Annotated in this window: 24 protein-coding genes; all 24 read right to left on the reverse strand. The window is 49.5% G+C overall.

Going from position 1 to position 24,565, the window contains the following annotated elements:
* Positions 1 to 174: 174 nt before the first annotated feature.
* The 24 genes from MHH48_RS32380 to atpB all read right to left on the reverse strand — a co-directional run bounded on the left by MHH48_RS32380 (position 175) and on the right by atpB (position 24,534).
* Positions 175 to 1,299, reverse strand: a complete 1,125-nt coding sequence (locus MHH48_RS32380; RefSeq protein WP_076323998.1) for an MraY family glycosyltransferase — start codon at positions 1,297 to 1,299, stop codon at positions 175 to 177.
* Between the two features lie 113 nt (positions 1,300 to 1,412).
* Positions 1,413 to 2,171, reverse strand: coding sequence for a WecB/TagA/CpsF family glycosyltransferase (locus MHH48_RS32385; protein ID WP_076323997.1), 759 nt, complete (start codon positions 2,169 to 2,171; stop codon positions 1,413 to 1,415).
* Positions 2,172 to 2,176: 5 nt separating this feature from the next.
* Positions 2,177 to 3,427: a polysaccharide pyruvyl transferase CsaB gene (gene csaB, locus MHH48_RS32390; protein ID WP_076323996.1), complete on the reverse strand. Its 1,251-nt coding sequence runs from the start codon at positions 3,425 to 3,427 to the stop codon at positions 2,177 to 2,179.
* Positions 3,403 to 5,421, reverse strand: coding sequence for a DUF5693 family protein (locus MHH48_RS32395; RefSeq protein WP_076323995.1), 2,019 nt, complete (start codon positions 5,419 to 5,421; stop codon positions 3,403 to 3,405). Before MHH48_RS32395 ends, csaB begins: the two co-directional genes overlap by 25 nt.
* A 119-nt stretch (positions 5,422 to 5,540) precedes the next feature.
* Positions 5,541 to 7,259 carry a phospho-sugar mutase gene (locus MHH48_RS32400; protein WP_076323994.1) on the reverse strand — a complete coding sequence of 573 codons (1,719 nt, stop codon included), beginning with the start codon at positions 7,257 to 7,259 and terminating at the stop codon, positions 5,541 to 5,543.
* 45 nt (positions 7,260 to 7,304) lie between these two features.
* The gene (fabZ, locus tag MHH48_RS32405; RefSeq protein ID WP_076323993.1) at positions 7,305 to 7,736 is read right to left on the reverse strand and encodes a 3-hydroxyacyl-ACP dehydratase FabZ; all 432 of its coding nucleotides are present in this window, start codon (positions 7,734 to 7,736) and stop codon (positions 7,305 to 7,307) included.
* 428 nt (positions 7,737 to 8,164) lie between these two features.
* Complete coding sequence (locus tag MHH48_RS32410) at positions 8,165 to 8,365, reverse strand: DNA-directed RNA polymerase subunit beta (protein WP_076323992.1); 201 nt, start codon at positions 8,363 to 8,365, stop codon at positions 8,165 to 8,167.
* A gap of 9 nt (positions 8,366 to 8,374) precedes the next feature.
* Complete coding sequence (locus tag MHH48_RS32415; protein ID WP_076323991.1) at positions 8,375 to 9,199, reverse strand: flagellar hook-basal body protein; 825 nt, start codon at positions 9,197 to 9,199, stop codon at positions 8,375 to 8,377.
* A 65-nt stretch (positions 9,200 to 9,264) separates the two neighbouring features.
* Positions 9,265 to 10,146 (reverse strand): flagellar hook-basal body protein, encoded by an 882-nt coding sequence (locus tag MHH48_RS32420; protein WP_076323990.1) that lies wholly within the window; start codon positions 10,144 to 10,146, stop codon positions 9,265 to 9,267.
* Between the two features lie 19 nt (positions 10,147 to 10,165).
* Positions 10,166 to 10,402, reverse strand: coding sequence for a hypothetical protein (locus tag MHH48_RS32425; protein ID WP_076323989.1), 237 nt, complete (start codon positions 10,400 to 10,402; stop codon positions 10,166 to 10,168).
* A gap of 33 nt (positions 10,403 to 10,435) precedes the next feature.
* A complete protein-coding gene (locus tag MHH48_RS32430; protein ID WP_076324088.1) occupies positions 10,436 to 11,434 on the reverse strand; it encodes a rod shape-determining protein in 999 nt (332 codons plus the stop codon).
* Between the two features lie 196 nt (positions 11,435 to 11,630).
* Entirely contained in the window at positions 11,631 to 11,915 is a 285-nt protein-coding gene (gene spoIIID, locus MHH48_RS32435) for a sporulation transcriptional regulator SpoIIID (protein ID WP_009594246.1), read from the reverse strand.
* Between the two features lie 264 nt (positions 11,916 to 12,179).
* Positions 12,180 to 12,920 carry a M23 family metallopeptidase gene (locus MHH48_RS32440; protein WP_076323987.1) on the reverse strand — a complete coding sequence of 247 codons (741 nt, stop codon included), beginning with the start codon at positions 12,918 to 12,920 and terminating at the stop codon, positions 12,180 to 12,182.
* A 60-nt stretch (positions 12,921 to 12,980) separates the two neighbouring features.
* Positions 12,981 to 14,111, reverse strand: coding sequence for a stage II sporulation protein D (gene spoIID / locus MHH48_RS32445; protein WP_256720661.1), 1,131 nt, complete (start codon positions 14,109 to 14,111; stop codon positions 12,981 to 12,983).
* 769 nt (positions 14,112 to 14,880) lie between these two features.
* Positions 14,881 to 16,227, reverse strand: coding sequence for a UDP-N-acetylglucosamine 1-carboxyvinyltransferase (gene murA / locus MHH48_RS32450; RefSeq protein WP_179090668.1), 1,347 nt, complete (start codon positions 16,225 to 16,227; stop codon positions 14,881 to 14,883).
* 497 nt (positions 16,228 to 16,724) lie between these two features.
* The gene (locus tag MHH48_RS32455) at positions 16,725 to 16,979 is read right to left on the reverse strand and encodes a DUF1146 family protein (RefSeq protein ID WP_076323985.1); all 255 of its coding nucleotides are present in this window, start codon (positions 16,977 to 16,979) and stop codon (positions 16,725 to 16,727) included.
* A 663-nt stretch (positions 16,980 to 17,642) separates the two neighbouring features.
* A complete protein-coding gene (locus MHH48_RS32460; protein WP_076323984.1) occupies positions 17,643 to 18,047 on the reverse strand; it encodes a F0F1 ATP synthase subunit epsilon in 405 nt (134 codons plus the stop codon).
* A 99-nt stretch (positions 18,048 to 18,146) separates the two neighbouring features.
* Positions 18,147 to 19,547: a F0F1 ATP synthase subunit beta gene (gene atpD, locus MHH48_RS32465; protein WP_076323983.1), complete on the reverse strand. Its 1,401-nt coding sequence runs from the start codon at positions 19,545 to 19,547 to the stop codon at positions 18,147 to 18,149.
* 119 nt (positions 19,548 to 19,666) lie between these two features.
* Positions 19,667 to 20,527: an ATP synthase F1 subunit gamma gene (gene atpG / locus MHH48_RS32470; protein WP_076323982.1), complete on the reverse strand. Its 861-nt coding sequence runs from the start codon at positions 20,525 to 20,527 to the stop codon at positions 19,667 to 19,669.
* Between the two features lie 267 nt (positions 20,528 to 20,794).
* Positions 20,795 to 22,309 (reverse strand): F0F1 ATP synthase subunit alpha, encoded by a 1,515-nt coding sequence (atpA, locus tag MHH48_RS32475; RefSeq protein WP_076323981.1) that lies wholly within the window; start codon positions 22,307 to 22,309, stop codon positions 20,795 to 20,797.
* 18 nt (positions 22,310 to 22,327) lie between these two features.
* Positions 22,328 to 22,873 (reverse strand): F0F1 ATP synthase subunit delta, encoded by a 546-nt coding sequence (locus MHH48_RS32480; RefSeq protein ID WP_076323980.1) that lies wholly within the window; start codon positions 22,871 to 22,873, stop codon positions 22,328 to 22,330.
* Positions 22,870 to 23,358, reverse strand: a complete 489-nt coding sequence (gene atpF / locus MHH48_RS32485; RefSeq protein WP_076323979.1) for a F0F1 ATP synthase subunit B — start codon at positions 23,356 to 23,358, stop codon at positions 22,870 to 22,872. Before atpF ends, MHH48_RS32480 begins: the two co-directional genes overlap by 4 nt.
* 95 nt (positions 23,359 to 23,453) lie before the next feature.
* Positions 23,454 to 23,666 carry a F0F1 ATP synthase subunit C gene (atpE, locus tag MHH48_RS32490; protein ID WP_007128780.1) on the reverse strand — a complete coding sequence of 71 codons (213 nt, stop codon included), beginning with the start codon at positions 23,664 to 23,666 and terminating at the stop codon, positions 23,454 to 23,456.
* 106 nt (positions 23,667 to 23,772) lie between these two features.
* Positions 23,773 to 24,534: a F0F1 ATP synthase subunit A gene (gene atpB / locus MHH48_RS32495; RefSeq protein WP_076323978.1), complete on the reverse strand. Its 762-nt coding sequence runs from the start codon at positions 24,532 to 24,534 to the stop codon at positions 23,773 to 23,775.
* Between the last annotated feature and the right edge of the window lie 31 nt (positions 24,535 to 24,565).

Genomic DNA, 24,565 nt, shown 5'->3' on the forward strand with positions numbered 1-24,565 from the left:
GGTGTTACGTCGTTCACTGGGTCCCCTCGCTTTCACTGACAGATTGGTTCTATCGCATAGTTCATATATCGGAAACGAGTGTCCTATTATTTAGCAAAAATCACAAAAAAGCCTCACCCTTTTTGGGTGAGGCTGGCATGTCCGATCCGGACGCATCATGAAAAAGAATAAGTTCTACTTGGAGCGACTTTCGGGATTTGCCTTCATTCGCATACGGTTGATCAATCCAAGAATCGGCCGTTTGGTCTTGCCGACCAGTCCGATAATTTCAGCACCGATCTGCATGAAACACATCATAACGCAGATTACGACGAAGGTTACCCAGTTTGCTTCATACATGGCAGCCGAAGATTGAATGACAGCCAGTACGCCGAAAAATGCGGCAATTACATAAATGATCAACACCGTCTGACGGTGACTGAATCCTAGCTCGCGCAGACAGTGGTGCAAATGTCCTTTGTCTGGAGCAAAGATCGGTTTCTTCTGGATTTTACGACGGATGATAGCGAAAAACGTATCAGACAACGGAACACCGATAATAATCAGCGGCGTAATGAAGGATACAATGGCAATCTGTTTGAATCCAAGCAGGGATAGCATGGCCAAACAAAATCCAAGGAATAATGAGCCCGTATCCCCCATGAAAATCTTGGCCGGATGGAAGTTAAAGAACAGGAACCCGACAATGCTGCCGAGAAGCAGCAGACAGAGCAAGGCAACAGTGGTATTGCCCATCAAGACGGCCATGACCAGAATCGTACCGATCGCAATGCCCGATACACCGGCTGCAAGTCCATCCAGTCCGTCAATGAGATTAATCGCGTTGGTTACGCCGACAATCCAGAAGATTGTCAGTGGAATCGATACCCAGCTCTCCAGCATGGAGTACCGGTCCTGGAACGGTATATTTACAAAGTCCACGGTAATATTAAATCCGAATACAACTACGCAAGCAGCTGCAATTTGAGCCAAAAACTTCACTTTGGCCGAAAGTTCAAATCGATCATCCAAGGCTCCGATCAATACGATCATGGAACCGCCGATTAGAAATGCCTTCATAAAGTTGGCATCGCGAGGGGACAGGCTATCTGGAAGAAAAGGAAGAACTGCAATCAGTCCAATAATAAAAGCCAGATAGATGCCGAGTCCCCCGAGTCGGGGCATGATCCGGGTATGAACCTTGCGGGCATTAGGAACGTCAACGGCACCAATCTTAACGGCAAACTTCTTCACAAGCGGCGTTAAGAGCAGAGCGAGCGTCAGCGATATGATAAACCCGATGATGTATATCATTAACATGTAATCATTCGACCCCCAATATTGTCTACCGGTTGAATTATACTCCCTTCGGGTCCGAAAACCAATACCAATTTCCGGTGAAATCCCGGATTTTACCTACAGAAATGAGCCATTTAGCTCGATTTCGTTACGTTTTCTTTCTCGCGCAGCACTTTCACTACGAATTTCGGCAACGCAAGCATTCTTTTGTAACGTGTAGGCTCCTTCAGAAGACGGTAAAACCATTCGAGACGCAGCTTTTGGAATACCTTCGGTGCCCGCTTCAGTTTGCCGGAGATAATATCAAAAGATCCTCCGACCCCCATAACAACCGGAACTTGAAGCGCTTGTTTATGCTGGGCAATCCAAGGCTCTTGGTTGTCCGCACCACGGGCAACAAACAAAATATCCGGTGAAGCTGCCCGAATCTGTTCAATGACGGCAGCATCTTCATCAGGTCCAAAAAAACCGTCCCGATAGCCGCATATAATGGCAGCCGGATATTGCATTTGTAACCTTTCGGCCGCTTCCTGAATCACTTCGGCGGTGGTTCCCAGCAGAAAGAACTTCCATCTATAGGTTTCCCCGACCTTCAACAATTCATGTAACAGCTCAAAGCCGGTTACGCGCCCCTCAAGCGGTTCGCCCCCTACACTGGCAGCCCAGACGATCCCCGTGCCATCCGGAACGATGATTTCGGCATTTTGCATCATCTGTTTATATTCCGGATGGTTTACGGCCGTCATCACCATGATCGGATTTGCTGTTATGACATGGTGGGGCTGCCTCGACTGCACTGCTTCTGTCAGGAATTTCACCGTATCTTTCATACTGAGTTTGGAAAAAGGAACCTCGAACACCGATACGGTAGGAAATGGATAGGTCTGTTTCATGTTTATCATCCTCTATGGCGTAAATATTGGGCAATGTGGCGTGCAGGCATAGCAGCCTCTTGTTTCAATACGGTAATCTGCTCACCGTGCTCCGCTTTCCATGCCGCTGCATCATCCAGCAGCTTCAGCATCTGAACCTTTAACGTATCTGCGTCAAGAGATTCACTGCTTCCCACAGGTTCGCTGCCAAGTCGCTTCAAAAAGTGATTGATTTTCGGGTCATAGGAAATTCCGAGCAGCGGCACACGCTGATTCGCGGCATAGATCAGGCTATGCAGGCGCATGCCCAATATCATATCACAACGGCTAACCTCTCGCAGCATGTCCTGCGGCTGCTTCTCATCACGATAGAAACTGATGTTCGAACCATTCTTGGAAATATCGCCAATGCCGCTAGCAATAAACTGCGAAGCCTCAAGATCTTCCGGCTGATAAAAAGGGAGAAAACGAAGATGTACCGGACGCTGTGCGGCTAATGCCTTTAACCCTTCCGCAATAGCCTTCAGCTCTTTGCGTTCCGGATGCCAATATCGAACCGAAATACCGATAACTGGCAGAGAACCTTCTCCTTCCATCTCACGATTTGATAATGAGGACTGCACAAAAGGTTCTTCGAATGATTCACGATGTTCTTCTTCTATAGAAGAAACTGATGCAACACCGTTCTCTTCCAGAGTCGATCCCGGGTTGGAATCACTCTGATGAACAACCTCGCCCTCTGGCAGCGGCAATCCCATCACCGGATCGGGTACGACGTGAATGGCTTCCCCTGATATTCCCATGGACTGAAGCAGTTCACCTGACTGCATGTCACGCACCGAAATGTAGGTGCATTTGCGGAAGATCGAGCGAATCATCGGATAAAACAGCTTACGGTTGACCGGACCTACGCCCTGGGCATAAATAAACGTCGGTTTACCAAGCCACTGTGCGATCTTGAGAACGCCCAGGTAATACGGGATCGTTTTCGGGCTGGTGGCATCCTGCAGCAAGCTTCCTCCACCGCTGATCAAGCCGTCACTGTTCTTGATTGCCTGTCGAACTTCTCCCAGCTTCATCCGGTGTACGGACTTTACCCCATAAACCGCTGAGGTCCATTCCGGGTCAATGGAAAGTACAACGGGGTTGATATCAACCCTCGCCGCTTTTCCTTCCTGCTCCAATGCGGTCAGGATGGATTTCAGGACCGCTTCGTCACCGCTATTTTTGAATCCGTAGTATCCGGAAATGACTATTGTTTTAGAAGTGGAGACCATCGTTTCCAGATCCTTTCTGCCACTTGCCATACCAATATCGCGATCAAACCAATAATTAAGCCGAGTCCAAGACCCAGTACAACGCGAATGGCCGAAATATAGAGTGGCGTGTGAATATGCGTAAATGTACCGACCATCGACAACTGCCCCATCACACCGATAATGAGCAGGTAAACGGCGTGACGGTATTTAAATGACAGGAAGACGCCAAGCACCATCATTGGATGGGCCAGCAAGAACTCCTTGTTACGCGGACGTACGCCAAACGTATTTTCCAGGAATGTACGGAATGTCATTTCGATCGAGGACACATTGCCTGCATTACCTGTACGTGTGAGATAGTACCAACCAACGATAGCTACAATACCGGCTGCGATGACCCATGTCAGTGAGATCGGTGTTTTAAGCAATTTCAGAATTGAGTTATAAGTCGATCCACCGCGGTACAGTACTACGTAGATTGCAATGAGCCCAATCGGTGCCGCAGCCAGCAAATTCACGCCGCGGAACTGGTCCAGAACGAGCATATAGGTCACATTATTCAATAACGCTACAACGATCGGTACAGCTGCGAGCGACAAGATCGTAGTCTTTACCAATAATACGATCGAATGGGTCACTCTTCTGCCAGAACTCATGTCCGGTATGCTCTGCTGCGTTTCATTGACTTTGCGAATGGCCAGAATGACGGCAACCGTTGGAGCACTGATTGCAGCTAATAGAGCTAAGGCCTGTTCAAGTAATGTCGGTTTCAGAACATACAATCCCGCACTGCCCAAAAGCCCGATCAGGAAAGCGGCAATCGTAATGAACGGAATGTAATATGAAATCATGAGCGCAATCAGAGCTACAGCTCCGACGACAGCCCCAAGCTTGAAGTAACGCTGCAAGGAAGAGTCGGTTACCTTAAACGGCTCTGCTGGACCCATGGTGAAACCATTGTCCTCTATCTGCTTAATGGCCTGACCCGAACCTGTCAAACTGTCAATCAGATTATCCAGCGGGTGGGTAACAGACGCTTTGGTCATATCCCGGCTTGGCTCTGCGTTTAAATAGAACATTCGAATGTTACGGTCTTTGGAAGCCAGTGCAAAACGGTCTCCAATAACCTCAGGCTCCAGATTAGCATCCCGCTCGCTTAAGGAATAAATACGGGTTACATTGTAATCTGTTAAATAGGCAAGCTTCGTAAATCCTTTTTGCGGACGCTTGATATTCTCAATCGCCACGAGGCCGATACCATGTTGGTTCAAAAGCTCACCAAAGGAATCCAAGCTTTTCATGTCGGCATTATCGTTGAAGCCTTTGGCGGAATCACCTTCAAACAAAATTCGTTTTACGCCGTTTTCCGCGAAGTAGGCCATCAGCTTCTCCATATAGGCCTGGTCATACGGAAGACTGTCCGACAGACGCGGAACAATGTTAAAGCCCTTCTCTCGCAGCATGCCAATGGTAATCGGGTCTGGAGACAACGGTTTGATGACCGCATTGGATCGCGGAGTTTCCAACACCAATCCATCCACTCCACGCTCGAACTGCCAAGATTTTACCGGAATGCCCAACCTTGTGTAGGCTTCTTCGATAATGGGTTTAATTAAAGTCGCGCTTTCCTCGTTCAGGAACGAAACATACGTAAAATTCTCGTTCGGGGAGACCGTCGTACCTGTCAGATCGGCGACCTGCTGCCCGTCATATACCGATATTCGCCGCGATTTCACCAGCTCGTCCAGCGTGCTTTCATATAGCGCCATACTGATTACGCCAGCGTCTTTCAGGCGATCCAGCTGCTCGGATACAAAATCCTGCGGCTTAGATTGATACACCGCGACATCCAACAAATCCCGATAATCAAACACCAATTCTACCTTTTTTGATGTTGATTCTGTTTGCAGTCGGTCATAACCTACCGGCAGGGCCGCTGCAACGCCAAGAACAACCAGAATCCACAGCCACTTGCGGGCTGCTGTGTTCCAGCGTTTCCAATTCTGAACCACGAAAGTACCTCCTCATCGAACCTATGGAAATTTACGATGGAGGGCAACAGTCCTCTTGGGCCTTGCAGCAACCATCGTAAATTCCCTTCGTTCTCTTCTCTCATTAAATGTATCTATGTTTAAGCGTCTACCCGGGCCATGACTTGATCCGAGAGCGATTGAATTTTGCGCTTCGCATCGGCGAGGGATTCGCCGCGCACGGCAAAATACACTTTGATCTTCGGCTCGGTACCGGAAGGTCTCAGGCAGAACCAAGATCCGTCTTCAAGCAAATACTTCAACACATTTTCCTTTGGCAATCCGTCCAGGCCTTCCGCATAATCAAGCACCTGCTTAACCGACACGTCTCCGACTTCCCCAGGTGGATTGTCGCGCCAATCAGACATCTTCGCTTGAATCTGGGCAACGCCATCCTTACCCTTGAGCGTCCGGGATTCCAGTGTCTCGAGGAAATAACCGAACTGCTCATACAGCTCCTGCAGCACATCGTACAAGGTCTTGCCTTGTGCTTTATAATAGGCGGCTGCTTCGCATATCAGCATCGAGGCCAATACCGCATCCTTGTCGCGGGCATAATTGCCAGCCAAATAGCCGTAACTCTCCTCATAACCAAACAGATACGTATGACTGCCGGACTCCTCGAACTGGGTCATTTTCTCACCAATGTATTTGAAGCCCGTCAATGTATTCAAGACGGTGGCACCATAATGCTCGGCAATCGCCGCTCCCATCTCACTCGTTACGATCGTCTTGATAACCGCACCATTATTAGGCAGCTTACCCGTTTCCTTCAATTGACCCAGCAAATAATGGATCATAATTGCGCCGGATTGATTGCCTGTCAGCACGACGTATTCGCCCTGGCTGTTCTTCACGACAGCCCCCATGCGGTCCGCATCGGGATCGGTCCCGATCAAAATGTCTGCTCCCACTTCCTCACCAAGCTTCATCGCCAGTGTGAAAGCTTCCCGCTCCTCCGGATTTGGAGATTTAACGGTAGAGAAGTTTCCATCCGGCTCGGCTTGCTCCGGAACGACATAAATATGCTTAAAGCCGATGTTGCGCAGCACACGCTCTACGGGTGCTTGCCCTGTTCCATGGAGCGGCGTAAATACGATTTTGAAATCCTCGCCAAGCTTGGATGCGATAAGTTCCCGATTCACGCTGACATTCGTCACCGTATCCACAAAAGCCTGGTCCTCCGCTTCGCCCAGCCAAACCAGCAAACCTTGAGCCTCTGCATCAGCTTGAGACAGCCTCTTGACCGCAGAGAAAGAATCGACCTCCTGTATCCGGGCAATCACGTTCTCTGCTTCGTGCGGTACCAACTGGCCGCCTTCACGGTTATACACCTTATAACCGTTGTATTCCGGCGGATTATGGCTTGCCGTGATAACAATCCCTCCGGTAGCACCCAAGTGACGCACGCTGAATGACAATTGCGGCGTTGAACGCAAGGAAGGATACAGCTTCGCAACAATCCCGTTTCCGGCCAGAACCAAAGCAGCCTCTAACGCAAATTCCGGTGAGAAATGCCGGGAATCATAGGCAATGACAACAGAAGGCTTTCCCTCCGCTGTGCCATGAGCCTCCAGAATATATTGGGCAAAGCCTTGTGTTGCGCGACCTACCGTATATTTATTAATCCGGTTGCTGCCTGCACCAATGACGCCGCGCAGACCACCCGTTCCAAATTCCAAATCACGATAAAACCGTTCCTCCAGCTCTTTAGTGTCGTGCTCGAGTGAACGCAGTTCCTGTTTCGTCTCCTCATCTACATAAGGATCATTCAACCAATGTTGCAGCGTATCGATTGTTCTCTGACTCATCTCTGACATGAAAAAAAGTCTCCCTTCCTCATCCAAACAAGAATAGTCTGAAAATTACTCCTTATCCGCGAGAGCAAACATAATCTCTCCCTCGGCAACTACACGTCCATCCACCGTCGCGGTTGCTTTCCCTTTACCAATCATGCCCTTCAAGCGAGTGATCTCGACTTCCAGCCGCAGCGTATCTCCCGGTACCACTTGCCCACGGAATCGGAAACCGTCAATGCCCGCCAAGAAGCCAAGCTTTCCTCGGTTGCTCTCTACATTAAGAATCGCGACAGCGCCGACTTGCGCCAAAGCTTCTACAATCAGGACTCCTGGCATAACCGCATATTCAGGGAAATGCCCGACAAAAAAAGGTTCATTGATCGTCACGTTCTTGAAGCCAACCGCTCGTTTGCCGTCCTCAATCTCCACAATCTTATCGACCAGCAAAAATGGGGGGCGATGGGGAATAATTTCTTGAATCTGTTTGATGTTTAACATAGTATTAAAATCCTCCTTATGTACGTACCCGCCAAGCATAGCGTTTGAAAAGGGGTGTTTGTTCCATTTGCTGCCGCTGTGCCGCTTTCTCAAGCCGCGGGAGGTATTATTTACGGTTGTATCATGCTTTCTCTTGAGGTTTTCTTAACGAATTTCAGATCATATGCATAAAAAGAAGGATCTGCGGAAAAAATGATGGATATCCTTCACCGCTGCAGAAGTGAAGGTTTTAGATAAGGGGCTTTCTCCAATCGGACACTTGTGTACGAGGAGAGGGCCCTTTTACATACATCCGTCCATTGTCATGAAATGACAAAGTTAATACGCAAGTCCCATCCCATTATACCGTTTAACCCCAAAAAAAGAAAACTCCCTTAAAGGGAGTTTGGCATCTAATCTCAAGACATGGTGTTCACCCTGACCTCTCGTCACGGTGCGAAAATCAAATCAAAAACATGCTTCCATGTGCCCCATTCAAACACTTCACTGAGCTCCTGATCGCCGAGGACAACATATCCGAAGACCATGCCTCCGAATAATGCCAATACGAGCAATACAGGAATCATGATACGGACAGCGATTTTCCATCCGGATGTCTTGGAACGTTTATTGGCTTTTGCTTCACTCATGATGCCCACCTACCCTCGCATTGTGTTGGCAAGGTTCATCATGGTATCGCTTGAACTAAGCGCACGTGCTGTCAGCTGGTAGGCCCGCTGAACTTCCATCATCTTGGTCATCTCGTCGGTCAAATTGACATTCGATTGTTCCATAAATCCGGACAGTACCTTCGATTTAAGAGGCTCGCCTGGAGCTGCCGGTGTCAAATCGAACACATCGCCTTCCGCCAAACCGTTTCCTACGACGAACAGGTTATCGCCGACAGCGACCAATCCCTCCGGACGCTCAAGCTCGACCAGCTTCAAGGTTGCATAAGGAGCCGTACGACCTGTGGGAGTCTCCACGATAATCTGCCCTTTCTCGTTAATGGCAACTTTCCCTTTGGCCGGAAGCGAGATTGGCTTATTGTTCACGTCAAGTACAGGATAGCCTTGTGAATTGACCAGCAGCAGGTTGTTAGGGTTACGGGCATCCGGAGATACATGGAATCCGCCTTCGCGGGTATATCCAATCGCGCCATCTCCCTGAACGGCAAACATGGCTTGTCCATCAATCATCAGATCGAGCGGATTTCCGGTTTCCTTCATGGCTCCCTGCTCCATGTTCTGCACAACGGAAGATAGTCTCATGCCATACCCGAGTGTATAGCCAAGCGGTGTCGCACGGCCTGTCCGGTCGAAATCCTTGTGATGCCGCTGAACCTGTGTCAGCACATCTTCAAAGGAAGCCTCCTTTTTTTTATAACCAGCCGTATTGACGTTTGCTATATTGTCCGCAATGACATCCAACCGCTGCTGAAGGGCATTCATCGACACCATGGCGCTAATCATCGAGTTGTTCATCACTTACCTCCCGTGGGCTCACATTTTCATACAACAGCGTGCTGCCTGCTTACTTCCAGACAAGCTTAGACTCGGCCGATCTCATTGACCGCCTTCTCCAGCGTTCTGTCGTAATACTGAACAATTTTTTGGTTCGTTTCATACGCGCGCAGCGCAGCTGTCAATTCTACCATCGATTGCGTTGGGTCCACGTTGGACCCCTCAATAAATCCCTGACGGATGACTCCGTTATCACCGCGCGCCATAAAACGCACTTCCCCGTCCGGATCGGCCATACGGAACACGCCGTGACCTTCACGAATCAGTCCATGAGGCTCGCTCACGATGCTGACTCCGAGAATGATGCCTGTCCCATTGCCTTCTGCGTCCATGATTTCTCCTTGCTCATTCACTGTAAAGTTACTCGCCGAGCCTGTCAATACAATCGGTCTGTTATTGTTATCCAGAACCTGATAGCCACCATCGCTCAAGAGGCTGCCATTCGGGCTAACCCGGAAGCTACCGTTACGGGTGTAACGGATATCTCCGCTCTCATTCTGAACAGTGAAGAAACCTTCTGGCCGGTAAATCACCTCGCCGTTCTCATCCACGTATCTGCCGGAAGCATCAAACGGATAAGCTTGGCCTGTTGCCGGATTCTGTACCGTAAAAGAGGAAACCAGCGCAAAGTCTGTTGTCTTGCCCGTTTCCCGGAGCGCGCCTTCGGTATAAAGCGATATGCTCTCCTCAGCGTAAACACCGGTGTTGAACTTGCCCAGCTTCCGTCCCGCATTCGCCGAATCATTGCCGCCGATCATGGAGACAAGCACTTCGGGGAATGAACGCTGTACGCTGTTCGTTGCCTTGTAACCTGTCGTGTTGACGTTAGCAATATTCTGCGTTACCGTATTATGTCGCTGCTCCTGGGTCATCATCCCCGAAGCTGCTGTATATAGACCTCTTAACAATGAAGGCACTTCCCTTCCATTAACGAATCATAACAACCTTAGCAATATAACGACCGCTGCGCTGACGGATTGTACTTCCAATCGCTGTTGTTTTTGGATTTCTTGTAGCCATGTTGGATAAGGTTGAAATCCAAAAACAAAGGCGACCGCTTCGCTTTTCCACTACAATTCCGTCCTCTCCGCTGCTGTTCAGCGTGTATGTAATGCGGAGCAGATCGCTAATTTCATCGTGGTGATTATACCGATTCAAATCCATGCTCATGTTGTTCCTATCATCTATATCGGAAGGTTAGAACTTTTTCTTTACGACCTTGTCCAAATTATCCAGCATAATTCCCGTTCCCTTAACCACACAGTGCATCGGATCCTCCGCAACAAGCACCGGCACCCGCAGCTCGTCGGTCAACAGCTCGTCCAAGCCATGAAGCAGTGCGCCACCGCCGGTCAATATGACGCCGCGATCGATAATGTCCGCCGACAGCTCCGGCGGCGTCCGCTCCAATACGGATTTGGCTGCGAGTACGATCGATGACACCGGATCCCACAGAGCTTCCTGCACTTCGGCTGAGGACACCGTTACGGTAAACGGAAGTCCCGATACCATATCGCGTCCGCGAATATCCATCTCAGCTTGTCTACCGCCTGGACGAACTGTTCCGATCGCCATCTTCAAATCTTCTGCCGTCCGTTCCCCGATCAGTAATTTATATTTTTGCTTCACGTACTTTATAATCGCCTCGTCGAACTTGTCCCCTGCCATTTTAATCGAAGAAGCGGTGACGACATCGCCCATGGACAGGACGGCCACATCCGTGGTGCCGCCCCCGATGTCCACAACCATGTTACCGCTCGGTTGGAAAATATCCATCCCTGCGCCAATTGCCGCTGCCTTCGGTTCTTCTTCCAGGAACACATCCCTTGCGCCGCTGCGCTCAGCCGCTTCCCGGATCGCCTTCTGCTCTACCGAAGTAATGTTCGTCGGAGCACAGATGAGGATTCGGGGCCGGCTGTGCCAACTGCGCGCGCCCACGCGATCAATAAAGTACTTCAGCATTGCTTCCGTTATTTCGAAGTCGGCGATGACCCCGTCCCTCAGCGGGCGGATCGCAATAATGTTGCCGGGAGTGCGCCCGATCATGCGCCGTGCTTCCTCACCGACGGCAAGGACTCGTTTGGCGTCGGTCTCAATAGTGACAACGGAAGGTTCGTCTAACACTACCCCCTTCCCCTTTACGTGAATGAGCACGTTCGCCGTTCCGAGATCGATTCCAATATCCTTGCTCAACATCATGAAAAGCCCCCAAAGTGTTATTTTATGGTAAAAGAGTCTGTTCTCTGTACCGAACCATCCTTCGACATAATCTAGCAAGCGATGATGATCTTCGGCAAAACAGGTCCCATATTTCGATCCTATACCAGCTTTTAACATATCATACTTTAGGGGAGGGATTCAACGCCAATCTAGCGACCAAAGCCCTAAAAAATCAGGATTTCGCCGTGGCCACCGGTTCACGGTTGCTGCCGGTTTTTTTGTACTTGATCTTGGTAGCTTCTCCGCCTCTCAAATGGCGGATGGATTTGTGGTATTCGAGAATGTGCTTCACCTGATCCGCCAGGTCCGGGTTGATCTCCGGCAGACGTTCGGTTAAGTCCTTATGCACCGTGCTCTTCGACACGCCAAATTCTTTGGCTATAGTTCGAACCGTATGCCTCGTTTCCACGATACAGCGTCCGATCTTAATGGTCCGCTCTTTGATGTAATCGTGCACGCTCCCGCCTCCCTACTGTGTGGATAGTTTGGTACATTATATGAGGGGCATGACGGGATATTCGCGGTTTCAAGGGCTGACAAGCTTACTTGGACTCATTTATTTTCTGGACATGCCCGTGATGGACAAGTCTAAAATGTCCACAAAACAAGGCGCAGCAAGGGTTGGACTTGCCGTCCAAACCCGCAACAAAAAAAAAGACAGGATCACAAGATCCTGCCCTCTTCAAGTGCGCGGTGGGCGCATGGCTACAAAGAAATGAAATTATTTTTGCGGAAGCACGCTCACAGGGTTGACCAGTTTCCCGCCCTCGTACACTTCGAAGTGCACATGGTTGCCGAGATCCTTCTCAAGCTCACTGCGTCCTGCAGTCGCGATGGAATCGCCCTGCTTCACTTCAGCGCCTTCCTTCACTTTCACTTCGTTCAAGCTTTGGTACACGGTTTTCGTATCACCCGACGTAATTTCCACGACGTTGCCGTTAACTGGATGATTCTCGACCCGGGTCACTTTACCTGTCAGTGCGGCACGAACTTCAAACATCGTGTCATCTGCAGCGGCCAAGTCGATTCCCAGATTCGGCGTGAAGGTGTCATTGTATTGCACCATCGCCTCTTGATGCGTTTCCGGGTTCGTCTCATCAAAGTAAGGCTTGACGATGCTGACTGCCACGTCATCGGCTACCGGCCAGATCATTGATTGCGCATTGGCTGTCACTTCTACAGCTTCTCCATCATTGCCTTCCGTTGCAGCAGGTTTCTCTGATCCTTGTACCGATCCCGATACACTTGTTTCTTCCCCTTGTGGCTTCAGCGTTTTTTGGCTGGCGTCCTGGTAGACCCACACGAGGGTTAGTATAATTGCCGCTGCTGCTAAGTATGCTGCCGGGAACACCCACCGTTTGGATAATGCTTTCTTCCACGAAGATGACGGTACCGCCGAATCTCCTTGTACAGTTTTAGGAGTTTCTTCGTGGGGTTTACTATTTTTGTTCTGTTCATTCATTTGCAATCACCTCAGTAACCATTGTTACCGGGGTCAACTCTTTTATACGTAATCTAACTATTATTTTTTTGAAGAGAGAAGATTTGAAGTTTTGTCAAAAGAAATATTCGTATAATAGTGCTTCAGAATCTCTTTCGCTTCATATCCTTCGCGGGCCATGCCCTCTGCTCCGTATTGGCTCATGCCCACGCCGTGGCCATTGCCGTAGGTCGTTATCTCCATCTCGCCGTCTTTCATATGAAGGGTGAATTGGCTGGACCGAAGCCCCAGCTTCTCTCTCACCTCGCGACCGGTGAACTTCTTGCCGCCAACCCGTACGCTCTCAATTCGATGACCTTGCGTATACGAGAGTACTTTCAAAAAAGAAGCCCCCCCATCCCCGCCTGCCGATACCGGTACGGCTCCATCCGTCAGGCCGAGCTTTCCTATGAATTCCGAACGAGGCATCGTGATTGTTGTCTTGTACTTCGGTGAAATCTGTTTATCCCATGGACTCTCCACACTTCGCAGATAGGGAATCTCGTTCTTCCAATAATCCTCTGAATTTTCGGTATACCCGTTACTGGTGGAGAAAAAAGAAGCCGTAATCGGTTGACCCTCATACGTCATCACCACTCCTGCCGTTTCCTTCACTGCTTGCTGGAGCTTCGCCAGCTCTGCTTCTTTCCCTAGCCGCTGCCATTCCTTCGTAAGTTCGTCTTGGGCAATATAAGCCTGGTGACTGACCGTATCGGTCACCACGGCCTTGCCGTCCGGCACGCCGCTGCGGTCCCTGGACGCAAGCCGCTGCACGATATAGGTCCGTGCCGCAATGGCCTGGGCCTTGAGTGCCTCCAGCTGGAACTCGGCCGGCATCTCGGCGGCCAGGACGCCGACGAGATATTGTTCCAGCGGCAGCTCCTCCACAGTATCCGTCTTGGTTACATAGACGGATACCGTGGGCTCTTCCGCCGCCTGTGGCTCGGCGGAAGGCAGCGGCGCCGGCCCGGGCGGCAGCGGCTCTGGTGCGTTGTTGCCGGGGGCAACCACCAGCAGAGGCAGCGCCAGCGCCAAGGCCAGCAGCACCGCCACGGCCCAGACGGCGGGGTGCACCCGCACCCGCCGCCTTCCGGTGGCCGGGCGCCGCGCGGCAAAGCCGCGGCGCCCCCAGCGCGCAGGCCGCACACGGAACGTGCGGCCGCCGCGCGGCACGCGGCCCGTTGCCGCCTGCGCGAAGCGCTGCGGCTCGGCCGCGGGATGCGGGCCCTGCGGCATCGCCGCTGGCCCGCCGGGGGCTGGCGCGGCGCCATGCGCAGGCGCGCCAGCGGGGCGGCCGGGCGGCGGCGTATGGGCCGCCCGCGGGCTGTGGCCGGACTCGCCGAAGGCGGCCGGCGCTCTCCCCGGGCTGCGGTGCCCGCGCGGCCCTTCCTCTATATCCTTTTTATCCTGTTTCGATTCATAACTATGTTCTTCAGTTGATCCGGCTTTCTTCTCAAGTTCACCGGGAAAATCCCACTTCAATACGGGAGCAGCCGATCCTTCGGATGGCACCTGGTATGATTGAGGATTTTCTTCTTTCAGAACATCTTTTGGATCGATCGCTCGTTTTTTTCCTGCCGTGCTCAGATTTACCCGAACCTTCGAATCTTTCATTGCATTTCCCTCCTGTGCCCTTTCCCCTGGAATATACCTCTGGCTTATGCTCCATCACGCTCTACTTATACTTATGAGATACGGGCATTTGATAGAACTATTCTAAGAGAAAGGAAAAAGTCAGATGGATGAAGAAACGCTGACACTGACTGCAAGCAAGCTAGCAAAGAGAGAGTCTCCTACTCATCCGGTATCGACGTAAGAGAATCAATGATAGCCGGAATTATGTTTACATACAAAAAAGAAGGAGCTTCGCCCTTATCGGCAAAGCCCCTTCTTCTACACTCTATTGTGGTCTATCCTGGATCATCAAGGTCAATCTTGATTGTTACACCCAGGTAGGTTGAACTTTGAAAACTTTTGCGTCTTCTGTTTCACTTGCCACTTTTTTCGAAACCTTCTCCGAGCTCTGGTCCTCCGTCGAAATACGCCAGATATCCGCGCCAAGTCCAGACAGCTTTTCCGCTAAATGAACATAACCGCGATCGATATGCTGTACGCCGCCAACTTCGGTAGTCCCCTCCGATACAAGCCCGGCTAATATCAAGGCAGCCCCTGCACGCAGATCCGTTGCCGTTACTTTGGCACCTTTAAGCTTAGCTCCGCCGGTAACGATGGCAGAACGTCCTTCAACTTTGATCTCCGCATTCATCAGCTGGAATTCATCTACATGCATAAAGCGGTTTTCAAATACCGTTTCCGTAACAACACTTGTACCTTCGGAAACCAGCAAAAGCGCCATCATCTGGGACTGCATATCGGTTGGGAATCCAGGATAAGGCAAGGTTTTCACATCAACCGACTTTAATGGTTTATCAGCGATAACGCGAATTCCATTCTCGTCCGGTTTAATGGTAATCCCCATCTCTTCCATCTTAGAAATAACCGGTCCAAGGTGGTCTGCAATGGCTCCTTCCACATAGACATCCCCGCCCGTGATCGCAGCCGCAGCCATAAAGGTGCCTGCTTCAATCCGGTCAGGAATTACGTTATGCTTAACGCCATGCATCTTCTCAACGCCCTCGATACGAATCACACCCGTGCCCGCACCGCGAACTTTGGCGCCCATTGCATTCAGGTAATTCGCTAAATCGACAATTTCCGGCTCTTTCGCCGCATTTTCGATTACCGTAATCCCTTCAGCCAATGTAGCAGCCATCATAATATTTTCAGTAGCACCTACGCTGGCTACGTCCAAATAGACCTTCGCCCCACGCAATCTGCCATTGCTTTTAGCTTCAATATATCCTTGTCCGAGGCTAATCTCAGCCCCGAGAGCTTCAAATCCTTTTAGGTGTTGATCAATGGGTCTTGTGCCGATAGCACATCCACCGGGAAGTGAAATCCGGGTTCGTCCACAACGTGCCAATAAAGGTCCCATGACCAGAAAAGACGCCCGCATCTTCCGCACCCATTCATAAGGCGCTTCACATGTCGTTATGTGCTCTGCATTCACACGTATCACTTCATCTTGATATGTAATGCCCGCACCAAGCGACTCCAATACTTTACTGATTGTAATTACATCGTCAAGAGGAGGCGCGTCAATAATAACACTTTCCCCAACTTCCCCTAGTAGAGAGGCAGCGATGATCGGAAGAACTGAATTTTTTGCTCCGCTGACTTTGACGCTTCCGGTCAGTCTTTTGCCACCGCGGACGATAAATTTGCTCATCATGGTTTCCCTCCGCGTCCATAATTTTCCTGATTGCGTGTGTTAGTGATTAGTTGTTGCTAATTCCCTAACTTTCATCTTAACATTAGTGATTTCCGCTAAACAAGCGATTTTCGAACTATTTATGACATCTGATTCGGTGTCTACATCAGGTATCAGAAATCCATGATGCCACCTTATGAAGCATCTGTTATCCGCAGTATGGACCTTCGAAAGGTACCATGACCGACCAGCACTTGTCAATGCATAACAATTACCGGGTGAACTCTATAGTCCGGAAGTCATACCGTCCGCCCGATCAAATTCTTATTTTAAGTGTTAACATAATAAAATGCGTTTATTCGACATCTTCTCCCCAAGCAACCTAACAGAGATATAACCATTCATGCCGCAATTAAAACAGACGAGTAAATTATCGCCAAGCACATAACCTCGTGCAACAAATGTTTCGTTACTAACTGCAGCACCTTGTGTTATGTATGACGCTCATTCCCGTTCTAAAACATATATCGGATCATTTGACTCCATGTAATATAGTCAATTAGGAATTCAGCCACGAATCGTCCAAGCACCACCGCCAACAGCAAATGCAACAGCTTTCCCTGCGGCCCTTTTGGATGACGGACAACCAAATCCAGCTTTACTTGTTGTAATGCCCACCAAGCCAGTGCGATACAGATCAGCGAAACGACAATAGACAAGAATCCGTTAACACCAACAGCACTGATTGAATTAGATAAATCCTGGTTCATACTCCCTCCTCCTTCATAAATTATCCTGCCCTGTTCAGGACCGACTCTTCTATAATACTTGGCTGGAGCCTAAGAATCCAGCACTTTCTATACGACATTTCCTCGGAAATAATAAAGTTTCTCGACAACCTCCCAAAACGATCATTTATACGCTATTAGGAGAAGTTAGAATTCCCATTAATTTCACTTCAAAAAACATCCAACAGCCAATCATATAGTGTAGTTTTATATCTCGAACTTCTATTTATACCGACGGTTTAACAAAAAAATACCCATCTATGAAATTAATGATATTCACAGACCGTGTATAGCTGAGATGACGTTATCACGAAAGAAGAATATTTATGTATCAAAACAATCCATGTCTCAGGTCCTTTCTAAGAGTAATTGATGGCTATGGACCCATTTACGTCATCCACCAAATTGTATATGCCATTGGCTCCATGAGCCAACTAGATCCCCACCAGATATGCGGTTCAGACAATGAGATAACCATAAAAGATTTCCTCTCTCTCCCTTTCATGCTAGGTTATACCTGCAATCTATGAATGCTCAACACCTTAAACGAGCACTTTTATAACCAGTATCATTGGCTACTAATAGAAATAGAACACAAAAAGACAGCTTGGCTGAAAATTACAGCAAGCTGTCTTCGTTACCTTATTAGTTCCGCGTCACTTTAATCCGGTTCATCGCTCTTTGCAGAGCCATTTCCGCGCGACGATGGTCAACTTCATCTTGTCTTCCCTTCGCGTGCAGGCGGGTCTCAGCTCTCTCCTTCGCGGCTTCCGCACGCTCCAGATCGATTTCTTCCGCTTTCTCTGCGCTTTCAGCCAGGATGACAATCTTATCTTTACGGACTTCGACGAAACCGCCTTGTACCGCAAACGGGGTTCTCTGGTTGCCAATCTTCACATAAACTGGCGCTATCTGAAGCGGCGTAACGAAGGAAATATGACCTGGCAAAATGCCCAGCTCTCCCTCGACCCCACGCACCGTAACACTGTTCACCTGCTCAGAGTAGACCAGGCGGTCCGGCGTTACGATTTCCAACAAAATGGTGCTCACTTCCATCCCTCCTCACCGTTTTCCGCAGAAAACTCGCGCAGCAGACCTCACAGTCTCACTAGAAGCACTATTCCGGTCTGCCGATCACGGAGCGTCAGCTTACAATGTTTTTGCTTTTTCAACTGCCTCTTCAATCGTACCTACGAACAGGAAAGCCGCTTCCGGAAGGTGGTCGTGCTTGCCTTCCAAGATCTCTTTAAAGCTGCGTACAGTTTCTTTAACCGGTACATATTTACCCGGGATGCCGTTAAACTGCTCGGCAACGTGGAAAGCTTGGGAAAGGAAACGTTGAACACGACGAGCACGTCCAACAATCGCTTTATCTTCCTCGCTCAGCTCATCCATACCGAGAATCGCGATGATATCTTGAAGCTCGTTGTAGCGAGCCAAAATTTTCTTAACGCCTTGAGCAACATTATAGTGCTCTTCGCCCACGATTTCCGGAGCCAAGATACGGGAACTGGATGCAAGCGGATCTACCGCAGGATAGATACCCATCTCGGAAATTTTACGCTCCAGGTTTGTCGTTGCATCCAAGTGAGCAAACGTTGTAGCCGGAGCCGGATCCGTATAGTCATCCGCCGGTACATAGATAGCCTGGATGGATGTAACGGAACCTTTTTTGGTAGAGGTAATCCGCTCCTGCAAGCGTCCCATTTCGGATGCCAGCGTTGGCTGGTAACCTACCGCGGAAGGCATACGACCCAGGAGGGCGGATACTTCGGAACCCGCTTGAGTAAAGCGGAAGATGTTATCGATAAAGAGAAGTACGTCTTTACCTTCTTGGTCACGGAAATATTCCGCCATCGTCAAACCAGTCAATGCTACGCGAAGACGGGCACCCGGAGGCTCGTTCATTTGACCGAATACCATCGCGGTTTTGTTGATAACACCGGAATCACTCATCTCGTGGTAAAGGTCATTACCTTCACGAGTACGCTCACCTACACCGGCAAATACGGAAATACCGCCGTGTTCTTGGGCGATGTTGTTGATCAATTCCTGGATGGCAACGGTTTTACCTACGCCGGCACCACCAAAGAGACCGATCTTACCGCCTTTTTGGTATGGAGCAAGCAAGTCGATTACTTTAATTCCCGTTTCAAGCATTTCTGCTTGCGTGGAAAGCTCATCATAAGCAGGAGCCTCACGGTGGATCGGGTTATTAATTTCGGATACTACGGCACCTGCATTATCGATCGGCTCACCCAATACGTTAAATACACGGCCAAGTGTAGCGGAACCTACAGGAACCGTAATCGGTCTGCCCAAATCCACGGCTTCGATACCGCGAACAAGACCATCCGTGGATGACATCGCGATACAACGAACCAGATTATCACCCAAATGATTGGATACTTCCAAAGTCAAATCAACCGAGCGGCCGCCTTCCAGCGTTGCTTCAATCTTGACAGCATTAAAAATCTCGGGAAGATGACCGCGCTCAAATTCAATGTCAACTACAGCACCTGTAATGCTGACAACGCGTCCTTTTTTCATTGATTCGTTTTCCCTCCTACCCGCTCACCTCTAGCGGTGAACGATGATCGTAAAAGCGGCTTATTCATGACATGGCCGCATATCCGTTAAATACTAAGTTAAGAATTCGGAGCCGTGCATTATTGCTGAGCGTTTGCTCCGCCCACAATCTCGGAAATTTCCTGCGTAATGGCAGCCTGACGAGCACGGTTGTAAGTAAGGTTCAACTCGTTGATCATCTTGCTTGCATTCTTCGTTGCAGCTCCCATAGCAGTCATCTTCGCACCCAGTTCACTTGCCTTCGCATTCAGCATCGCACTGAAAATCAATGTTTCCGCATATTTCGGAAGCAGAACCTCGAGTACGCCTTCAGGAGACGGTTCGTACTCATAACCCGTCAGGTTCTCGGCGCTACCAATGTTCTCCATCGGCAGAAGTTTAGAGATCTCCTGAAGCTGAGTCAAAGCATTCACGAATTGGTTATAGCACACGTATAACTCATCAATCTGACCCAGTTCATATTGATGAACCGCCGCGTTAGCGATGGCCTTAATATCTGCGTAGGTCGGACTATCGGATAAATCGGTGAGCTCCTCAACAACCGGAAGTCCACGACGGCGGAAATAATCCCGTCCTTTACGTCCGATCACAAACAGGCAATACTCGTCCTTGGACTGATGGCGTTCTGCGATAAAGTTCGATACTTTTCGCAAAATGTTGGAGTTCGATGCACCAGCAAGACCGCGGTCTGAAGTGATCACCAGATAACCGGTTTTCTTCACTTCACGCTTTTCCAGCATCGGATGGCTGATTCCCTTGGTTCCAGCAGCAATGCTGCCAACCACTTCTTTCAGCTTCTCGGAGTATGGAAGCGCGGAGGTTGCCTTCTCTTGAGCTCTTCTCAGCTTCGCGGCAGCAACCATTTCCATCGCCTTGGTGATCTGCCTTGTGTTCTGAACACTCTTGATCTGCCGCTTAATATCACGTAATCCTCTTGCCATGTTTTCACCACCTTAAAGCTCTGGCGAAGCCAAAGCTAACTTCGAAAGCAATCACCTAACTTTGGCGGAGCCAAAGTTACTTCGTAAGCATAAGCCTAGCTCTGGCGAAGCCAAAGCCAACTTCGTACACGTAGACTAAGCTTTGGCTAGGACCAAAGCCGTACCTTTTGTAAAAATCACTTTGGTCACAGCCAAAGCTACATTCCATATGATGAAAGAGGATGCCGGGCTTACCCCGGCTCCCCTCCTATTGCTTACCTGAGGAGCTTAAACCGAAGCGGCAAAGCCCTTCTTAAATTGATCGATTGCCGCTTTCAATGCGTTTTCGTTGTCGGACGTCAAATCCTTCGTATCCGTAATGGATTGAAGAATTTCCGGTTTATTGCTTTCAATAAACGTAAGGAACTCGCTCTCGAAACGACGCACGTCAGCAACCTCGATATCATCGATATATCCTTTAACAGCTGCGTACAAGCTAACCACCTGTTGTTCAACGGACAACGGCTGGTTTACACCCTGCTTCAGGATTTCCATCAATCTTGCACCACGGTTCAAACGAGCCAAGGTTGATTTGTCCAGATCAGATCCGAACTGGGAGAACGCCTGGAGCTCACGATATTGCGCAAGATCCAGCTTCATGCCGCCCGCAACCTTTTTCATCGCTTTGATCTGCGCGGAACCACCGACACGGGATACCGAAATACCGACGTTAATCGCTGGACGTTGACCGGAGTAGAACAACTCAGACTCCAGGAAGATCTGTCCATCCGTAATCGAAATTACGTTGGTTGGAATGTAAGCAGATACGTCAGAAGCCTGTGTTTCAATAAATGGCAGTGCGGTTAATGAACCACCACCAAGCTCATCGTTGAGCTTCGCTGCACGTTCCAGCAAACGGGAGTGCAAGTAGAAAACGTCACCCGGATAAGCTTCCCGACCCGGAGGACGACGGAGGAGCAAGGACAACTCACGGTATGCTGCCGCTTGTTTCGACAAGTCATCATAAATGATGAGTGCATGCTCGCCCTTGTACATGAAGTACTCACCCATAGCGCAGCCTGCGTATGGAGCGATGTACTGCAATGGAGCAGGCTCAGAAGCCGAAGCCGTAACAACAATCGTGTACTCCAGTGCGCCATGACGGCGAAGTGTTTCAACAACCTGTGCTACAGTGGATTGCTTTTGGCCAATGGCTACATAGATACATTTAACGCCGCTGCCCTTTTGGTTCAGGATGGTATCGATCGCAACGGTGGTTTTACCCGTTTGGCGGTCACCGATGATCAGCTCGCGCTGTCCGCGGCCGATAGGTACCATCGCGTCGATCGCTTTAATACCTGTCTGCATAGGCTCATGAACGGATTTACGTTCGATAACGCCTGGTGCGCTGCTCTCAACCGGACGATAAGCTGTCGCTTCGATCGGGCCTTTGCCGTCAAGCGGTTGACCCAGCGGATTGACAACGCGTCCAAGCAGAGCTTCACCTACAGGAACCTCCATGATACGTCCTGTACGCTTAACCTGATCGCCTTCCTTGATTTCGGAGTAAGGTCCCAGGATAACGACACCGACATTGCTCTCCTCAAGGTTCAGCGCCAGACCGAACACGCCGTTCTGGAACTCCAAAAGTTCCCCGGACATCGCGTTCTCCAGGCCGTACACGCGAGCAATACCGTCACTTACTTGAATTACCGTACCTACTTCAGAGACAGTGATATCGGATTTATATTCTTCAATTTGACTTTTGATTAAAGTACTGATTTCTTCAGGTCTGATACTCAACGTTTTCACCCCTATCTACTATGCTCGTCTATTAAAAGACTTTTCAAGACGTTCCAGCTTCCCGGCAAGGCTTCCGTCATAAAGCTTGTCGCCAATGGCAACTTTCAGGCCGCCGAGCAAACTCTCGTCCACAACATTGGTCACCCGGATATTCTGATGGGCTAACTGTCCGAATTCCGAAGCTACCTGTTCTTTTTCCTGATCGCTAAGCGGGTAGGTGGAGTACACAGTGGCGTCCGCCAATCCTAAGCTCGCACCTTGTATCTTCACATAACTGTTCAGCAGTTCAGCGAACATTTCTGTACGCCCTCTGTCGAGAAGCAATTCGATCGTGTTCAATACAGGCTGCGATACCTTCCCTGCCAACGCCTGGCTGATTACGTTCATCTTCACGGACTGGGGAACATTCGGCGTGGAGATGAATTTCTGGATGTCGGCATCGCCTTCGATGGCTTGCACAACAGCGCGTAATTCCTCTTCCACTTCCAGACCCTTCTGCTGCTGAGCCGCCACTTCGAACAGCGCCCGCGCATACCGCTTGGCTGCTACTGTATTTTGGCTCATGGTCTGCCTCCTACCTCTTTAAGGTATTGATCCACCAGTTCTTCTTGAGCTTTGTCATTCTTCACTTCCCGTTCAATCAGCTTGGTAGCGATTTTCACGGAAACACTGCCGATTTCATTGCGAAGCTCTTCGACAGCTTTCTTCTTCTCATTGTCGATATCACGAACAGCCTCGGATTTCAGGCGAACCGCCTCTTCCTTAGCTTGCTCCATAATTTGCTCTGCTTGTTTGTTGCTAGTTTGTCTTGAACGCTCGATGATTTCGTGAGCATCTTGACGCGCTTGCTCCAGTGCCTTCTTCTGCTCTTCTACATAAGCTGTTGCCTGCTGACGGGTCTGTGCCGCTTCGTTCATCTGGCTCATTACCAGTTCACGACGCTGCTCCATGATGCCGAACAATTTGCTGAACGCAAACTTTTGAAGCAAAAGGTAAAGAATAATAAACGCGATAATAGTGATTACCATATTTTCCCATAAAATATTCATTGAGGTCACTCCTTTCCATCAACACGAAGTGCGGTGCCTAACAAAACGAAGGCGCGGATGGCATCGGCCCTCCCCGCCAAACCGTTGTATTGTTATTAAGAGAACATGATCAAGAACGCGATAACAGTAGCCGCCAAAGGAATAACCTCTACGATACCAACACCGATAAACATCGTTGTTTGCAATTGACCACGTGCTTCTGGTTGACGAGCGATAGACTCAACTGTTCTGCTTACGATCATACCGTTACCCAAACCTGCGCCAAGAGCGCCCAGACCTACTGCAATAGCTGCTGCCAAAAATTCCATTGTTAAATATCCTCCTTAAAATTGTTTCAAAATTGAAATTTGGTGAAACTATAGAAAATATCTCTTTCGAAAAACACCGCTGTTACGGCGGATTCGTCCGAGTTGATCAATGCTCTTCGTGAATCGTTGTTTGCGAGATGTATACCATGGTCAAAATCGTAAAGATAAACGCCTGCAATGCACCAATGAAGATACTGAAACCTTGCCATGCGGCCATAAACGGAATGCCCCAGAAGCCGGTTTTCAGAATCACCGTGATCAGTACCTCGCCGGCAAAAATGTTGGCATAAAGCCGGATTGCCAGAGCGATAGGTTTCGCCAGGTTCTCAATGATATTGAGTGGCAAGAAGATCGGGAACGGTTCGATGTAATGCTTCAGGTAATGCTTGCGATTCTGCTTCAAGCCCAGGTAGTTCATGAGCACGAACACAACGATCGCAAGACCGGCCGTAACGGAAATGTCCGCTGTTGGCGACTTCCACCACAATACGTGGGCGTAGTGGCCATGTTCAAGTCCGAGCGTAGCCAGGATTGGCTGACCAAAGACTTTGAAGTTCTCCGGCAAGTCGGTGATAATTGAGAACGGCAGGCCCAGCAAGTTCGCTACAAAGATGAACAGGATGAGAGTAAGCCCCAATGATATGTAAGCTTTCCCTTTCTTCAGATCCATCGCACTCGCTACGACGCCTTGCACAAATTCCACTACCCATTCCATGAAGTTTTGCAGTTTGGAAGGGTTTTCGACGGATAGATTACGTACAGCCAGTCGACATAATACGAACACCACCAAACAGGTGACGAACAGCATTAGTACCGCTGAAAGATCAATATTCAATCCGCCAAGTTTGATAATCGGTGAATCATGCATAAAATTGTTTTCACCCCTTTCCAAGTTAGCG

Origin of the sequence: Paenibacillus sp. FSL F4-0100, from assembly GCF_037993005.1 — a bacterium.
Taxonomy (GTDB): domain Bacteria; phylum Bacillota; class Bacilli; order Paenibacillales; family Paenibacillaceae; genus Paenibacillus_AQ.

Bases quoted from the DNA above. Each gene is read 5' to 3' on its own strand.
- MHH48_RS32380 (WP_076323998.1), bottom strand. From the start codon at position 1,299: ATGTTAATGATATACATCATCGGGTTTATCATATCGCTGACGCTCGCT.
- MHH48_RS32385 (WP_076323997.1), bottom strand. From the start codon at position 2,171: ATGAAACAGACCTATCCATTTCCTACCGTATCGGTGTTCGAGGTTCCT.
- csaB (WP_076323996.1), bottom strand. From the start codon at position 3,427: ATGGTCTCCACTTCTAAAACAATAGTCATTTCCGGATACTACGGATTC.
- MHH48_RS32400 (WP_076323994.1), bottom strand. From the start codon at position 7,259: ATGTCAGAGATGAGTCAGAGAACAATCGATACGCTGCAACATTGGTTG.
- fabZ (WP_076323993.1), bottom strand. From the start codon at position 7,736: ATGTTAAACATCAAACAGATTCAAGAAATTATTCCCCATCGCCCCCCA.
- MHH48_RS32410 (WP_076323992.1), bottom strand. From the start codon at position 8,365: ATGAGTGAAGCAAAAGCCAATAAACGTTCCAAGACATCCGGATGGAAA.
- MHH48_RS32415 (WP_076323991.1), bottom strand. From the start codon at position 9,199: ATGAACAACTCGATGATTAGCGCCATGGTGTCGATGAATGCCCTTCAG.
- MHH48_RS32425 (WP_076323989.1), bottom strand. From the start codon at position 10,402: ATGGATTTGAATCGGTATAATCACCACGATGAAATTAGCGATCTGCTC.
- MHH48_RS32430 (WP_076324088.1), bottom strand. From the start codon at position 11,434: ATGTTGAGCAAGGATATTGGAATCGATCTCGGAACGGCGAACGTGCTC.
- MHH48_RS32440 (WP_076323987.1), bottom strand. From the start codon at position 12,920: ATGAATGAACAGAACAAAAATAGTAAACCCCACGAAGAAACTCCTAAA.
- murA (WP_179090668.1), bottom strand. From the start codon at position 16,227: ATGAGCAAATTTATCGTCCGCGGTGGCAAAAGACTGACCGGAAGCGTC.
- MHH48_RS32455 (WP_076323985.1), bottom strand. From the start codon at position 16,979: ATGAACCAGGATTTATCTAATTCAATCAGTGCTGTTGGTGTTAACGGA.
- atpD (WP_076323983.1), bottom strand. From the start codon at position 19,547: ATGAAAAAAGGACGCGTTGTCAGCATTACAGGTGCTGTAGTTGACATT.
- atpG (WP_076323982.1), bottom strand. From the start codon at position 20,527: ATGGCAAGAGGATTACGTGATATTAAGCGGCAGATCAAGAGTGTTCAG.
- MHH48_RS32480 (WP_076323980.1), bottom strand. From the start codon at position 22,873: ATGAGCCAAAATACAGTAGCAGCCAAGCGGTATGCGCGGGCGCTGTTC.
- atpF (WP_076323979.1), bottom strand. From the start codon at position 23,358: ATGAATATTTTATGGGAAAATATGGTAATCACTATTATCGCGTTTATT.
- atpE (WP_007128780.1), bottom strand. From the start codon at position 23,666: ATGGAATTTTTGGCAGCAGCTATTGCAGTAGGTCTGGGCGCTCTTGGC.
- atpB (WP_076323978.1), bottom strand. From the start codon at position 24,534: ATGCATGATTCACCGATTATCAAACTTGGCGGATTGAATATTGATCTT.